Annotated in this window: 10 protein-coding genes; 6 read left to right on the forward strand and 4 right to left on the reverse strand. The window is 70.7% G+C overall.

Going from position 1 to position 14,552, the window contains the following annotated elements:
• Positions 1 to 30 precede the first annotated feature (30 nt).
• Positions 31 to 696 (forward strand): DUF998 domain-containing protein, encoded by a 666-nt coding sequence (locus COUCH_RS11640; RefSeq protein WP_249612087.1) that lies wholly within the window; start codon positions 31 to 33, stop codon positions 694 to 696.
• On the opposite strand, the gene COUCH_RS11645 is transcribed toward COUCH_RS11640, so the two are convergent.
• Positions 677 to 1,594: an NADP-dependent oxidoreductase gene (locus COUCH_RS11645; RefSeq protein WP_249612088.1), complete on the reverse strand. Its 918-nt coding sequence runs from the start codon at positions 1,592 to 1,594 to the stop codon at positions 677 to 679. The two genes, COUCH_RS11640 and COUCH_RS11645, sit on opposite strands and share 20 nt — an antisense overlap.
• 120 nt (positions 1,595 to 1,714) lie before the next feature.
• Between COUCH_RS11645 and COUCH_RS11650 the strand changes: the two genes are divergently transcribed.
• Together COUCH_RS11650 and COUCH_RS11655 are read left to right on the forward strand one after the other, a co-directional pair.
• Complete coding sequence (locus COUCH_RS11650) at positions 1,715 to 2,356, forward strand: TetR/AcrR family transcriptional regulator (protein WP_249612089.1); 642 nt, start codon at positions 1,715 to 1,717, stop codon at positions 2,354 to 2,356.
• Between the two features lie 279 nt (positions 2,357 to 2,635).
• Complete coding sequence (locus COUCH_RS11655) at positions 2,636 to 3,043, forward strand: hypothetical protein (RefSeq protein ID WP_249612090.1); 408 nt, start codon at positions 2,636 to 2,638, stop codon at positions 3,041 to 3,043.
• An 89-nt stretch (positions 3,044 to 3,132) separates the two neighbouring features.
• On the opposite strand, the gene COUCH_RS11660 is transcribed toward COUCH_RS11655, so the two are convergent.
• Both COUCH_RS11660 and COUCH_RS11665 read right to left on the reverse strand, forming a co-directional pair.
• Positions 3,133 to 4,791, reverse strand: coding sequence for a PQQ-dependent sugar dehydrogenase (locus COUCH_RS11660; protein WP_249612091.1), 1,659 nt, complete (start codon positions 4,789 to 4,791; stop codon positions 3,133 to 3,135).
• An 11-nt stretch (positions 4,792 to 4,802) separates the two neighbouring features.
• Positions 4,803 to 5,843: an SMP-30/gluconolactonase/LRE family protein gene (locus COUCH_RS11665; protein WP_249612092.1), complete on the reverse strand. Its 1,041-nt coding sequence runs from the start codon at positions 5,841 to 5,843 to the stop codon at positions 4,803 to 4,805.
• 98 nt (positions 5,844 to 5,941) lie between these two features.
• Between COUCH_RS11665 and COUCH_RS11670 the strand changes: the two genes are divergently transcribed.
• The 3 genes from COUCH_RS11670 (at position 5,942) to COUCH_RS11680 (ending at position 10,978) form a co-directional block, all read left to right on the forward strand.
• Entirely contained in the window at positions 5,942 to 7,345 is a 1,404-nt protein-coding gene (locus COUCH_RS11670; RefSeq protein ID WP_249612093.1) for a non-reducing end alpha-L-arabinofuranosidase family hydrolase, read from the forward strand.
• Positions 7,342 to 8,514 (forward strand): cellulose binding domain-containing protein, encoded by a 1,173-nt coding sequence (locus COUCH_RS11675; protein ID WP_249612094.1) that lies wholly within the window; start codon positions 7,342 to 7,344, stop codon positions 8,512 to 8,514. The genes COUCH_RS11670 and COUCH_RS11675 overlap by 4 nt, the downstream gene beginning before the upstream one ends.
• A gap of 70 nt (positions 8,515 to 8,584) precedes the next feature.
• Entirely contained in the window at positions 8,585 to 10,978 is a 2,394-nt protein-coding gene (locus tag COUCH_RS11680; protein ID WP_249612095.1) for a ricin-type beta-trefoil lectin domain protein, read from the forward strand.
• Here COUCH_RS11680 and COUCH_RS11685 read toward each other — a convergent pair.
• Positions 10,968 to 14,252, reverse strand: a complete 3,285-nt coding sequence (locus COUCH_RS11685; protein WP_249612096.1) for a TIR domain-containing protein — start codon at positions 14,250 to 14,252, stop codon at positions 10,968 to 10,970. The two genes, COUCH_RS11680 and COUCH_RS11685, sit on opposite strands and share 11 nt — an antisense overlap.
• Positions 14,253 to 14,552: the final 300 nt, after the last annotated feature.

Here is a 14,552-nt window from a genome sequence, read left to right on the forward strand (position 1 = left end):
AGCGAGGCCGCGGAGCCGTCAATGAGGTGTATGACCGCACTCGATCCGACCACCCGCCGACTGCTGACTTGTGGCGTGGTCGGCCCGCCTCTGTTCATCATCGCGTTTCTCGTCGAGGAGTCGCTGAGACCGGGCTACGACCTGCTGCGCCAGACCGTCAGCGAACTCGCGATCGGCCGGTACGGCTGGCAGCAGATCGCCAACTTCCTCGTGTACGGCGTCCTGCTGCTCCTCTTTGCCGCGGGGCTGCGCCGCGCAACGAGAAGTGTGGTGTTGCCGGCCCTCGTCGTGCTGGTCGCCGTCGCGCTGATCGTGTCCGGCCTCTTCGTGACAGACCCGGTCCACACTGACCCCACCTCGTGGCACGGCACTGTGCACAACATCGCCGCCATACCGGTGTTCCTCGGCGTCCCGTTGCTGTGCCTCGTCGTGGCCGTGTCGTCGTTACGCCGAAGGAACTGGGGCTGGACGGTCTACAGCACCGTGACCGCGGTGGCGATGCTCGCCACCATCCAGGGCCTGGCAAGCGAGGCATACGCCGGGCTGTTCCAACGCATCACCATCGTTCTCGGCTGGGCCTGGCTCAACCTTCTCGCGCTCCGGGTGCGCGCCGGTCATCTGGCGCCCTCTGTGCCGAGAGGCGGTGAGGAGGGGTGTTCCGGATCCGGACGAGTTCTTACGGACGAACGCGGATGATCGTCTTCCCCTCGAGGCGCTCGGTCGGGTTGAGGGCGGCGACGGCATCGTCGAGCGTCGCGACCTTGCCGATGTTCGTCCGCAGCCGCCCGTCCCGCACGCGCCGGACGATCTCGCCCAATTGAGCGCGATCGGCCTCGACGACGAAGTCGACCGCCAGGCCGTTCGCGGGCCGGGCCTCGGGCGGCCCGACGATGGTCACCAGCATTCCTCCGGCGCGGACCAGGCCGGCGGATCGCTTCTGGATGTCTCCGCCGATGACATCGAAAACCAGGTCGACGCCGCCCACGTCCTCCAGAGCGTCGTTCTCGAGGTCGACGAACTCCTGCGCGCCGAAGTCGAGCGTCTTCTGACGGTCGCCAGCGCGTCCGGTGCCGATCACGTACGCACCGAACTCACGAGCGAGCTGCGTCACCATCGTCCCGACTGCGCCGGCCGCGCCGTGCACGAGCACACTCTGCCCCGCCCGAAGGCGGCCGTGCTCGACCAGTCCCTGCCACGCGGTCAGGCCCGAGATCGGCAGGCTCGCGCCCACCGTGAAATCGACGTCGCCCGGCAGCGGCGCAAGGTTGCGCGCTTCGACCGCCACGAACTCGGCCAGGGTGCCGTCGCGGTGCCAGTCCGTGAGGCCGAACACCCGCTGTCCCACCGACAGCCCCGTCGTGCCATAACCGAGGGCGGTGACCACTCCGGCCAGCTCATGCCCCGGGATCGACGGTGTCCGGTCACGGTCCGCTCGATCGGTCCAGGTGGACGGCCACGCGATCTCCGTCGGTACGAACCCCGACGCGTGAACCTCGACGACGACGTCGTTGATCGCTGCCGGCGGCTCCGGCCGTTCCGCCAGCGTCATCCCGGCCGTTCCCGCAGCCCGGTCCGTCACCACGATCGCTTTCATGGAAATCCTCTTCTCGGTCTTTGTCTCGTTGGCGGAGTGCGGCTTGCCGTGGCCGGCGTACCGGCAGTTCACCGACCGGGCCGGCGGTTCTCGCCCTGGCGGTCGGGTAACCTGGCGGCCGTGGTCGACCCGCCGGTCAGGAGCGAGGGCACCCGGCTGACCGCACGCGGGGCGGCCACCCGGGAGCGCATCGTGCTGGCGGCCGCGGAGCTGATGGCCGTCAAGGGCGTCGCCGCCACCACCCTCGACGAGGTCCGGGTCGCGAGTGGCACCAGTAAGTCCCAGCTCTACCACCACTTCGCGGCCAAGGAGGAACTGGTCCGCGAGGTCGTGAACCATCAGGCCGGCGTGGTGCTGGAGCGTCAGTACCGGTTGCTGCAGGGCGTCAGCTCGTTCGCCGGCCTGCGCCGATGGCGCGACGCCGTGCTGCAGCGCAACGAGCTGCGCAGCGGAGCGTACGGATGTGAGATCGGCGCCCTCGCTGCCGAGCTGTCCGATACCGACGAGGCCGCCCGGCAGGCACTGGCCGGACACTTCGCCACCTGGGAACGAATGCTCGCAGATGGCTTCCGGCGGATGCGCGACAACGGCACGCTGCGCGCCGACGCCGATCCCGCGACGCTGTCCGTCGCGGTGATGGCCGCCGTCCAGGGCGGCTACCTGCTGGCTCAGACAGCGCACGACGCCGAGCCCATGCGGGTCGCCCTGGACATGGCGCTGGCGCACGTCGAGTCCTTCGAAGCGAACACAACTGGACTATAGAGTCCAATAGTTGAGGTGTCCAGCGAGCGTGCAGGCGTCGACTTCTGATGCGCACCGCCGTTTGCCAACGCCGTCCGTTCGGCGCAGGATGGACTCCAGAGTCCAATGGTGCGCAGATGTGAAGCAGGCGTGCCCATCACCGTCAGGGGGCGTCATGCACGGGAACACTGTCATTGGTGCGGGCCGGCCGGCCGAGGAGCTTGTGGACGACGTTCATGGTGATGCCGGACCCGGCGCGTGGGCGCGCTGCGCCGCGCTGCCCGTCCCGGACGGCGCGTCATGACCGCCCCGCAGGAGAACGTCAAGACTTTCGGGCCTCGCCCGGTGGAGGCGGTCGCGGGACTCGTCCCAGGCGGCCGGCACTGCGTACCGATCATGGCGGCCCTGCCCGGGCTGGGCATCGAGACGGACCTCGTCGGCATCCTGCACGGCGCCGACGGTCTCCGCATTCTCGATCCCGAGCCGCACGGAATCGGGCAACGGGTCCTCAAGTTCTTCGAGAGCTGGGGCTACCACACCGAGATCATCAAGCTGTACGAGGAAGGCCTGCGCAAGGGCGAGTCGATGGTCGTCGTGCCGGCGTCGTACCCGGACCGGGCCGCTGTCAGCCGGCTGATGGCCGGGAACGGCGGCCATGCTGTCTTCTACTTCGGCATCGGGCACGTGGAGTCGCTGACCGGCCCCTGACCCTGAACGGCTTGCCAGGCCCAGGGACCTCCGCACCGCGAAGAACCGGCCGTACACACCTGGTACAGCTCCGTCGCCGGAGCGTGGACTCAGTCCTGCCCCAGGGTCACCTCGAAGATCTTCGCGTTGCTGTTGTTCGGCACGCTGTCCTTGTCGCCGCCGGGACTGATGGTCAGCCACAGGTTCCCGTCGATCGTCGGCTCGACGGTCCGCAGCCGGCCGTACGTACCCACGAAGTACTGCTGGACGTCGGTGAGCGTGTCGCCGCTGATCACCGCCCGGTACATGCGGGCGCCGCGCAGGCAGGCGATGTAGAGCACGTCGCGGACGATGGCGATGCCGCTGCAGGATGCCGATGCGACCGGGTACGTGCGTACCGGTGCCATCAGGCCGGGATCGGCGCAGTCGCCGGTCGTGCCCTCGCAGGCCGGCCAGCCGTAGTTGCCGCCCTTCACGATGATGTTGGTCTCGTCCATGACGTTGTTGCCGAACTCCTGTTCCCACAGCCGGCCACGCGAGTCGAAGGCGAGCCCCTGGGGGTTGCGGTGTCCGTAGCTCCACACGTAGCTGCCGGGGAACGGGTTGTCGGCCGGTACGCCGCCGTCCGGCCGGAGCCGCAGCACCTTGCCGCCGAGGTTCGCGAGGTCCTGGGCCTGGTCGGGGTCCTGGCCGTCGCCGGCCGCGGCGTACAGCATGCCGTCCGGGCCGAACCGGAGCCGCCCGCCGTTGTGGTACTTGTTGCGCGGGATGCCGGTCAGCAGCACCTCGAGCGTGTCCGTCCGCAGGGTCCCGTCGTAGCGGATGCGGACGATCCGGTTGTCCGTGGCCGTGGTGTGGTAGATGTACAGCCACCGGTCGGTCGTGAAGTCCGGTCCGATCGCCAGGCCGAGCAGGCCGCCTTCACCGTTGGTGCCCTCCACTCCGGGTACGGTGCCGATGCTGTGCTTGCCGCTGCCGTCGGGGTTCATCGCGATGATGTCGAAGACGTCGCGGCGTCCGTAGAGGACCGTTTCGCCGGGGGTCTGGACCAGTCCCCAGGGCAGGTCCGGCTCGGTGGTCACCGCGGTGGCGCCGCACACCGGGTTGGTGCAGCTCGCGCCGGTGGAGACGGTCACCCCGGCACTCTGGGCCGAGGCGTTGCCCTGGGCGTCGCGCGCCAGTACGGCGTACCGGTATTCGGTGTCCGGGCGCAGCCCGCTGTCGGTGTACGAGGTGGCCGGCGGGTTCGCGGCCGAGCCGGGCACCGTGCCGATCGCGACCCCGTCGCGGTACACGACGTAGGCGGTCACCGCCACGTTGTCGGTGGCGGCCGTCCAGGTGAGGACGACCGTGGTGCCGGTCGCGCTGCCCGTCAGCCCGGCGGGGACCGAGGGCGCCTGATCGTCCACGTCGCAGTACGGCGGCGTGACGGTCACCGTGGGACCGGCCTGCGAGACGTTGCCGGCCGCGTCGCGGGCGTTCACGTACCAGCCCCAGGCGACGCCGCCGACCACGGGCAGCGACGCCGACGTCGTGGACCCCGGGACCGACCTCACGAGCTGGCCGTCGTGGTAGACGTCGTACGCGTCGACCCCGACGTCGTCGGTGGCGGCGGACCAGCTGAGGGTGACCGAGTCGCAGGTGAGCGCGTCGGCGTGCAGCTCGGCCGGGGCGGTCGGCGGGGTGGTGTCGGCCGGGGCGTCCGGCAGCGGGGAACCACCGGCCGCCAGGAGCGCCGGGAGCAGCACGGCCAGCGTGACAGCACGCATGGGAGGACCTTTCAGTACGGGTAACCGGGTACGCCGAGCCGGATACTGGAGATCCCGTAGTCGCCGGTCCGGCCGGACGTGATGTACAGGGTGCGCCGGTCGGGACCGCCGAACGCCGCGTTGGTGGCCTCCGGGCCGGACGTGATCGTGCCGAGCGGGGCGCCCGCCGGCGAGAACACGTACACCCGGCCCTCGTTGTGCGAGACCCAGTAGACGTTGCCCGCGCAGTCCACGGTGACCCCGTCCGGGCTGCCGATGGTGGCGAAGACCGTCCGGGTGCCGGTGCCGCCGTCCGGCTGTACGGCGTACGCGTAGATGCGGTTCTCTCCGTACGCGCCGACGTACAGCGTGCGGCCGTCGGGGGACAGCGCGATGCCGTTGGGCTGCCGTACGGTGTCGTCGACGAGCGAGACCTGCCCGTTCACGACGCGGAAGACCCCGGTCCGGCCGTTCATCTCGTCGGCGCGGCGACCCCGCTGAAAATTGGGATCGGTGAAGTAGACGACGCCGTCGGCGCGGACCGTGACGTCGTTGGGGGAGTTGAACTTGCGGCCCTGGTAGTCCGCCGCGATCACCGTTCGGGTGGCGTCGGACAGCCGGTACGCGGAGACGCCGCGGTTGTCGTGGGTGGCGGCGATGATCTGCTGCCCGTCCGGGCTCAGCGCCAGGCCGTTGCTGCCGGAGGCGGCGACGAACGTCTGGGCCGGCGCCGGTGGGGCGAGCCGGCGGATCGCCGACGGCTGGACCTGTTCGGGGCCGGTGGCCGTGCCGAGGTCGGAGGTGAGCAGGTAGCCCTGGTCGGCGATCCAGACGGGGCCCTCGAGGAACGAGAACCCGCCCTGCATGCGCGTGGCGGACAGCGCGGTGCCGGGCAGGGGTGGCTCGGCGGGGATGCCGGCCGCGCAGACGCCGGGTGGCACCCCCGGCGGCGTGTCCGGATCGGCGATGGCGGAGCCGGCCGCGGCGGCGGGGACGGCCGCGGCGGCGGGGACGGCCGCGGCGCCGGCGAGGAGCAGACCCGCCGCGGCGGCGCGACAGAGATCGACGAACATGATTGTGAACGTAGCACTTTCCGTTGAGGAATTGGGAGCGCTCCCATACTATGACGGGCATCAATGTTACCGTTCACCTCACGGGCAAGAGAGAAGCCATGACCAGATCAAGATTGGCCACCGTCGTCCTGGCGTCCGCCGGTGCCGTCGTGCTCGCGGCATCGGCGGCGATCGCCGTGTCGCCGGCGGGCGCCGCGGCCGCGGGGTGCTCGGTCAAGTACGCCGTGTCGTCGCAGTGGCAGGGCGGGTTCAACGCCGACGTGTCCATCACCAACCTCGGTGATCCGCTGTCCGGCTGGGCGCTGACGTGGTCCTACGGCGCGGGACAGACCGTGACGCAGACCTGGAACGCCACGGTGACCCAGAGCGGCTCGGCCGTGACCGCGAAGAACGTCAGCTACAACGGCTCGGTCCCGGCCAACGGCACGGTGTCGTTCGGGTTCAACGGCTCCTGGACCGGCAGCAACCCGGTGCCGGCCGCGTTCACGCTCAACGGCGTGGCCTGCACCGGAGGCACGGTCCCGTCCTCACCGTCCGTACCGTCCGACCCGCCGCCGAGTTCGCCGTCCACCCCGCCGTCGACCCCGCCGGGCGGCACCTGCACGCTCCCGGCGAGCTACCGCTGGACGTCGTCGGGTCCGCTGGCCGAGCCCAAGAACGGATGGGTGTCGCTGAAGGACTTCACCAACGTCGTCTACAACGGCAAACACCTGGTGTACGCGTCGAACGTCGCCAACGGGTCGTACGGCTCGATGAACTTCGGCCTGTTCACCAACTGGTCGGACATGGCCTCGGCCAGTCAGAACGGGATGAGCCAGGGCACGGTGGCGCCGACGTTGTTCTACTTCGCGCCGAAGAACATCTGGGTGCTGGCGTACCAGTGGGGTCCCACGTCGTTCAGTTACAAGACCTCCACCGATCCGACGAACGCCAACGGCTGGTCCAGCGCCCAGACGCTGTTCACCGGGACGATCGCCGACGCCCCGTACGGCGTCATCGACCAGACGCTCATCGGCGACGGGCAGAACATGTACCTGTTCTTCGCCGGGGACAACGGCAAGATCTACCGGGCCAGCATGCCGATCGGGAACTTCCCGGGCAGCTTCGGGTCGTCCTACACGACGATCATGAGCGACTCGACCAACAACCTGTTCGAGGCGGTCGAGGTCTACAAGGTCGCGGGCCAGAACCAGTACCTGATGATCGTCGAGGCGATCGGCAGCCAGGGCCGCTACTTCCGCTCGTTCACCTCGTCCAGCCTGAGCGGCACCTGGACCCCGCAGGCAGCCACCGAGAGCAACCCGTTCGCCGGCAAGGCCAACAGTGGAGCCACCTGGACCAACGACATCAGCCACGGTGACCTGGTGCGCACCAACCCGGACCAGACCAAGACCGTCGACCCGTGCAACCTGCAACTGCTCTACCAGGGTAAGAACCCCAGCGCCGGCGGCGACTACAACAACCTGCCGTGGCGGCCCGGACTGCTCACCCTGCAGCGATGAACGGCCGGAGAAGGGGCGCGCTGCTGAGCGCCGCCGTCGCATCGATCACCGCCGGGGTCATGGCCCTCGGCGCGGCACCGGCCAACGCCGCCGCCGGCGGTTCCGGCCCGTACCCCGCCGACTACGAGACCTCGGCGACCCTGGCCAACCACACGATCTACCGGCCGCAGACGCTGCCGTCCGAGCGTCTTCCGGTCTTCGTGTGGGGCAACGGTGGCTGCGCGGCCAACGGGACCGGGCAGATCAACTTCCTGCGCGAGATCTCCTCGCACGGGTTCCTGGTGATCGCCAGCGGGGCTCCGAACGGGTCCGGCTCCACGACGTCGGCCATGCTCACCCAGTCGATCGACTGGGCCGTCGCGGAGAACTCCCGGCAGGGCGGCAAGTACTACGGCAAGCTCGACGTCACGAAGATCGCCGTCGGTGGCTGGTCCTGCGGCGGCCTCGAGGCGTACGCCGTCTCCGACGACCCGCGGATCACCACGACCCTGATCTTCAGCAGCGGGTTGCTCAACGACGCCGACGACTACCAGCTCCGGCGGCTGACCAGGCCGATCGCCTACTTCATCGGCGGCCCGAGCGACATCGCGTACCCGAACGCCATGGACGACTGGGGCAAGCTGCCGGCCGGGCTGCCCGCGTTCATGGGCAACCTCAACGTGGGGCACGGTGGCACGTACGACCAGGTCAACGGCGGTGAGTTCGGCCGCGTGGCGGTGCTCTGGCTGAAATGGCGTCTCCAGGGCGACACCGCCGCCGGCACCGCCTTCGCCGGTCCCGACTGCGGTCTGTGCCACAGCCAGTGGCAGGTCCAGCAGAAGAACCTGACGCTCGGCGGCGACACCCCGACGACCCCGCCGCCGGGCGACGGAAACGCGGGCTGTTCCGCGGCGTACGCGGTGCAGGATCAATGGAGCGGGGGTTTCGTCGCCGCCGTGACCGTCACCGCGGGATCCGGCGGGATCAACGGCTGGCGCGTCTCCCTCGGCCTGCCGGGCGGAGCCTCGATCAGCTCGCTCTGGAACGGCGTCGCCGGCGGCACCACCGGGACCGTCGTCGTCACCAACCAGAGCTACAACGGACGGCTGGCCGCCGGCCAGAGCACCACCTTCGGTTTCCAGGGCACCGGGAACGGCGGCGGAACCGCCGTCACCTGTACCCCCAGCTGAACCGCCCGGGTTCCCTCCGGTCCGGCGAATGCGCGCGCCGGACCGGAGGGCCGGGCAGAGAGGGACCATCATGACGACATCTGCCCACCGGCCGTCCCGCTTCTGGGCGGTGGCCGCGGCCCTGCTGCTGGCGATCGCCGGCGTGCTGGTCGCGTCGCCCACCCCCGCCCGGGCCGCGACTGCGATCACCGTCAACGGTACGTCCGGAGGGCGAGTGTTCGACGGGGTCGGAGCGATCAGCGGCGGTGGCGGCAACAGCCGGCTGCTGATCGACTATCCGGAACCGCAGCGCAGCGACATCCTCGACTACCTGTTCAAGCCGGGGTACGGCGCGGCCATGCAGATCATGAAGGTCGAGATCGGCGGGGACACCAACTCGACGTCCGGCGCGGAACCGAGCCACGAGCACGTCCGCGGCGCGGTGAACTGCGATCGCGGGTACGAGTGGTGGCTGATGGGTCAGGCGAAGGCGCGCAACCCCGGCATCAAGCTCGTCGGGCTGTCCTGGGGAGCGCCCGGCTGGATCGGCAACGGGAACTTCTGGTCCAACGACTCGATCGACTACCTGATCGCCTGGCTGGGCTGCGCCGCCTCGCACGGGCTGACCATCGACTACCTCGGCGGCTGGAACGAGCGCGGCCGGGACCTGACCTGGTACAAGAACCTCCGCTCCGCGCTCAACTCACGGGGCTTCCCGAACGTGAAGATCGTGGCGTCGGACGAGTTCGGATGGGGTACCGCCGACGATGCCCAGCGTGACCCCGCGTTCGCCAACGCGGTGTCGGTCTTCGGCAGTCACTACGTCTGCGGGTACCGCAGCGCGCAGACCGACTGCCCGAGCTCGGCGAACGCGATCAACTCCGGCAAGACGCTGTGGGCCAGCGAGAACGGCTCCGACGACTACAACGCCGGCGCGCAGGCGCTGGCCCGTGGCATCAACCGCGACTACATCGACGGGAAGATGACCGCGTACCTCAACTGGCCGGTGATCGCCGCGATCACCCCGAACGTGCCCTGGAGCACCACCGGCGTGGCGGTGGCTCCGCAGCCGTGGTCCGGGTATTACTCGATCGGCAAGAACACCTGGGTGATGGCTCAGACCACCCAGTTCACCGCACCGGGATGGCGCTACCTGGACGGTGCCAGCGGATATATCGGCGGTAACAAGGCCAACGGCAGCTACGTCTCCCTGAAGTCGCCGAACACCGGCGACTACAGCACCATCATCGAGACGATGGACGCCGGCTCCGCGCAGGACCTCAGCTTCACCGTCACCGGCGGACTGTCGACGGGCACCGTCCACGTGTGGTCCACGAATGTCCGGTCGAACAACACCGCCGACCACTTCGTGCGGCGCGCCGACATCACGCCGTCGAACGGGACGTTCTCGCTGACCGTCCAGCCGGGGTACGTCTACAGCATCACCACCACGACAGGTCAGGGCAGGGGAACCGCGGTCAGCCCGGCGCAGGGCAGCCTCGCCCTGCCGTACGCCGACGACTTCGACGGCTACCAGAGCGCCCGGGAGGCCCGGTACCTGATGGACCACCAGGGCTCGTTCGAGGTGGTCCCCTGCGGCGGCGGGCGGACCGGCCAGTGCGTACGCCAGATGTCGGAGCAGACGCCGATCTTCTGGACGTCGGGTCACGCCGAGCCGTTCTCCCTGCTGGGCGATCTGAGCTGGCGCAACTACACCGTCTCCAGCGACGTCATGCTGGAGAGGAGCGGGTACCTGCAGCTGATCGCGCGCGCCACGAACTACAACCACGAAGGTCCGCAGAACCTCAACGCCTACTACCTGCGGGTCGCGGACAACGGGTCGTGGTCGATCCGCAGCAACAACACCAGCGGCAACCAGCGGACCCTCGCCGGCGGCACCACGGCCGCGCTGGGCACCGGCCGCTGGCACAAGCTGTCACTGACGGTCAACGGTGGCAGCCTCACCGCGGCCCTCGACGGCACGACGCTGGGCAGCGTCAGCGACTCCGCCTGGGTGGCCGGCCAGATCGGCTACGCCACCGGCCAGGGCGTACCGGCCCAGTTCGACAACCTGACCGTCACGCCGCTCGGCGGCGGCACGACGCCCACCGGGCCGATCCGCGGCTCGGGCTCCCACCGGTGCCTGGACGTCAACGGCGCCAGCCAGAGCGACGGGGCGGTCGTCCAGATCTGGGACTGCAACGGCGGCGCCAACCAGACCTGGACGGCGACCTCCACCAACCAGCTCACCGTGTACGGCAACAAGTGCCTCGACGCGCCGGGCACCGCGGCCGGCACCCCGATCCGCATCTGGTCGTGCACGGGTGGCGCCGGCCAGCAGTGGCGCCTCAACGCCGACGGCACGATCGTCGGCGTGCAGTCCGGGCTGTGCCTCGACGTGACCGGGGCGGGAACGGCCAACGGCGTCGCGGTCGAGCTGTGGACGTGCAACGGCGGCAGCAACCAGCAGTGGCTCAGGGCCTGACGCAGGTCCTCTCGTACGGCACGTCCGGCACGTAGCGGGCCCACTCCTGCCGGGTCAGGCCGCCGGTGATCGCGCAGGCGCGCTCGACCGCGTGGTGGCGGAGGCCGTTGAGGTGCGTCAGGTCCCACACGCCCGCGGAACGGCGTACGCCCGCTGCGAGCTTGTTGCCGTCGGCGCTGAACGCCATCGTGGACGTCGAGCTGACGTCCGCGTCGAGCGAGACGAGGTGGCGGGGGTTGCTGCGGTCGGTCAGGTCCCACACCAGGACCGCGCCGTCCGGGCCACCGTTGAGCAGGGTGCGCCCGTCCGGGCTGAGCGTCACCGAGCGGGTCGAGCCGGCCTCGCCGACGATCTGCGCGACCTGCCGGGGCCGGCCGGGATCGGTCGTGTCCCACAGCAGCACGACCCCGTACGAGCCGGCGGTGGCGAGGGTGGCCCCGTCGGCGCTCAGCGACACCTCGTCCAGGGCGCCGGTGGAATCGCTGAGCAGCGCCGCCCTGCGGGGTGCGGCCGGGCTGGTCACGTCCCACAGCTGGACGTTCGCGCCGTTGCTCACGGCGAGGGTCGTCCCGTCCGCGCTGAGGGTCATCGTCTCGACCCCGCTGTCGACACCCTGGAAGCGGGCCCATCGGTGCAGCGCCCGGTGGTCGGCGACGTTCCACAGCTCGACCGTGCCGTCGCCGAGGCCCACGGCCACGAGCCGTCCGTCGCTGCTGAGCGCCGCCGCGGTCACCGGCGTCGACCCGGTCATCGTGACGACCGGGCGGCCGGCGGAGAGGTCGGCGGTGTCCCACAGCCGGACGGTGTCGACGCTGCTCGTGATGACCGTACGCCCGTCCGCGCTGAGCCCCACCGCGTCGAGCGAGTCGAGGTGGCCCTCCAACCGGCCCAGCCGACGCGGCTCGGCGGGACGGGACAGGTCCCACACCAGCGCCGTGCCGTCGTAACTTCCCGTGACGAAAATGCGCCCGTCGGCGCTGAGGGCGACCCCGCTGATCTCGTCGCTGTGACCGGTGACCTGCGCGATGCGGCGCGGGCCGGTACGGTCGCTCAGGTCCCACAACTGCTCGGTGTAGTTGCGGCCCTCCATGGCCAGCATCTGCCCGTCGGCGCTGAGCGCGATCGAGTTCACCGGTCCGGAGTAGTCGCTCAGCCGGCCGGTCCGTACGGGCTTGCCGGGTCGCGTGAGGTCCCAGGCCAGGACGGCGTGGTTCACGTAGCCGGCCACGAGGGTGTGCCCGTCGGCGCTGAGCGCGATCGCGTTGACCCACCCGGTGCCGTCGGTCAGCTGGGCCACGCGGTGGGGGTTCCCGCGGTCGCTGAGGTCCCACACCGAGACGGGTTGGTCCTGTTGGCTCACGGCGAGCGTGTCGCCGTCGGCGCTGAGCGCCAGGTCGGCCTGCGAGTGCGCGAGCTCGGCCAGCGCGCCCAGCCGGCGCGGCTCGCGGCGGTCGCGCAGATCCCAGACGACGGTCTCGTTCCAGGTGCTGGTCAGCAGCGTGCGGCCGTCGGCGCTGAGGGCCAGGTCCGACACCGACGCGTCGCCGTCGGCGAGGGTGGCCAGGCGGCGGGGGTGCCGGGGATCGGCGAGGTCGTACACCAGCGTGGAGCCGTCCCAGCTGCCGCTGACGAGCGTGCGCCCGTCGCCGCTGAGCGCGACCGTGGTGACGGCGTCGGTGTGATCGGCGATCGAGGACAGCCGGTGGGGATGCCGGCGGTCGGTGAGGTCCCACAGCAGGACCTCCCCGTCCCAGCTGCCCGTGGCCAGGACCGTGGCGTCCCCGCTGAGCGCGATACCGGCGACGGGATCGGTGTGGCCGGTGAGCCGGGCCAGGCTCCGCGGGGTGCCGCGCTCGGGCAGGTCCCACAGCCGTACGGTGCTGTCCGCGCTCCCGGTCACCAGGAGGCGCCCGTCCGCGCTGAACTCCGTCGCGGTCACCGATCCGGTGTGGCCGGTGAGGGTACCCGCGTAACGCGTGGCGGCCAGCGTGTTGATCAGCGCGGCCTCGGCCCGGTCGCCCGGGTTCAGCTGCTCCGCGGCGATCCCGAGCAGCGTCGCGGTTCGCGGATCGTTCTGCCGGACGGCGTCGGCCTGGCTGATCAGGCGCTGGCTGATGCCGATCCGCTGCTCCGTACGGGCCACCTTCTTCTGCCGTTGCGCCTCGGCGGCTGCGTCCGCCGCCTTGCGCTGCTCCTCGGCGGCGATGGCCCGCTGGCGTTCGGCCTCCTTCGCCGCGCGGTCGGCCCGGGCCTGCTGCCGGTCGGCGAGGTCGCGCTGCCGTTGCGCCTCGGCGGCCGTGTCCGCCGCCTTGCGCTGCTGTTCCGCGGCGAGAACCCGCTGACGTTCGGCCTCCGCCGCGGCCCGGTCGGCCCGGGTCTGCTGCCGGCTCGCGTCGGCGGCGGCCTGCTCGGCGTTGCCCTGCTGGCGGTCCGCCTCGGCGGCGGCCTGCTCGGCGTTGCCCTGCTGGCGGCGGGCGTCCGCGGCGGCCTGCTGGGCGCGGTCCTGCTCGTCCCCGGCGAGTTGCTGCTGACGTTGCGCCTCGGCCGCGTACGCCGCGGCGGAGTCGCGCTGCCGTTCGGCGAGCTGCTGCTGCCGCGACGCTTCGACCGCGGAGGAGGCCGCCGTACGCGCGTTGCGCACCGCGAGCGCCCCGGTGGCGCCGGCCAGCACGATGAGCAGGCCCATGACCAGCAGGACGCCGCGCCGCAACCAGGTCACCTGACGGTGCCGGGCGACGTCCTCGCTGTCGAGGTCCTCTTTGCTCATGCCGTGCATGGCGGCGGCCAGCTCGGCGACGGCCTCGCGGAACCGGCCGTGGTCCAGGCCCAGTTCGCCTTCCGAGCGGGCCCAGCGCAGATCGAGGTGGCGCGGCTCCTCGCGGAACACGCCGCGCAGCGCGGGCGGCACGGCCGTCGACCGCTCCCAGTCGAAGTCGCCACGGTCGGCGTCCCACACCCATTCCCCGGACGTCACGACGGGCAGGAGCCGGTCCACCGGGTGCTGTGCCAGCCAGGCCTCGACCTCCTGGTTGACCCAGCGTGACTCCGCCGCCTCCGGGCAGGCCATCAGCACGAAGTACTGCGAACCGGAGAGGGCCGCCCGGATCGACGACCACAGCGCCGGGCTGACCCCCAGGCCGGTCTGGTCGCGGAACACCTCCAGCGCCCGGCGCCGGTGCCACGGCCTCGCCAGCCGCTGCAGGCCGCGCTGCAATGCCGGTGCCAGGGCGCCGTCGGCCGCATGGCTGTAGGAGATGAAGGCGTCATAAGCCATCTCGAGGCCCCCCGTCGCGAGTTCGCGCCAGATTGTGCCGCAGCACTGTGGGGTACGTCGATGGCAGCCGACCACGGGCCGCTCCGGTGCCCGGCCGAGGGCTTGTTGCAGGACAGGTTGCCCGTCGCTCTCCGTGTCGCTGTGGCGTCCCGATTCCCCCGTACGCTTGCGTAATCGGGCGAGGGCCACCTGCCCCTGCAACGACGTCAATGCTCGCCGACGGATCTTGTACGAAGCATGGGAGACTGGCACCGGTCCTTGTAGATTTCTTGAATTCCCTGGTCGGGTGGCAGGCAGGCG

This window comes from Couchioplanes caeruleus, assembly GCF_023499255.1.
GTDB classification, from domain to species: Bacteria; Actinomycetota; Actinomycetes; order Mycobacteriales; family Micromonosporaceae; genus Actinoplanes; species Actinoplanes caeruleus_A.

What these genes read in the sequence shown, in the direction of transcription:
- COUCH_RS11640 (WP_249612087.1), top strand. Translation starts at nt 31, where the DNA reads ATGACCGCACTCGATCCGACCACCCGCCGACTGCTGACTTGTGGCGTG.
- COUCH_RS11645 (WP_249612088.1), bottom strand. Translation starts at nt 1,594, where the DNA reads ATGAAAGCGATCGTGGTGACGGACCGGGCTGCGGGAACGGCCGGGATG.
- COUCH_RS11655 (WP_249612090.1), top strand. Translation starts at nt 2,636, where the DNA reads ATGACCGCCCCGCAGGAGAACGTCAAGACTTTCGGGCCTCGCCCGGTG.
- COUCH_RS11660 (WP_249612091.1), bottom strand. Translation starts at nt 4,791, where the DNA reads ATGCGTGCTGTCACGCTGGCCGTGCTGCTCCCGGCGCTCCTGGCGGCC.
- COUCH_RS11665 (WP_249612092.1), bottom strand. Translation starts at nt 5,843, where the DNA reads ATGTTCGTCGATCTCTGTCGCGCCGCCGCGGCGGGTCTGCTCCTCGCC.
- COUCH_RS11670 (WP_249612093.1), top strand. Translation starts at nt 5,942, where the DNA reads ATGACCAGATCAAGATTGGCCACCGTCGTCCTGGCGTCCGCCGGTGCC.
- COUCH_RS11675 (WP_249612094.1), top strand. Translation starts at nt 7,342, where the DNA reads ATGAACGGCCGGAGAAGGGGCGCGCTGCTGAGCGCCGCCGTCGCATCG.
- COUCH_RS11680 (WP_249612095.1), top strand. Translation starts at nt 8,585, where the DNA reads ATGACGACATCTGCCCACCGGCCGTCCCGCTTCTGGGCGGTGGCCGCG.
- COUCH_RS11685 (WP_249612096.1), bottom strand. Translation starts at nt 14,252, where the DNA reads ATGGCTTATGACGCCTTCATCTCCTACAGCCATGCGGCCGACGGCGCC.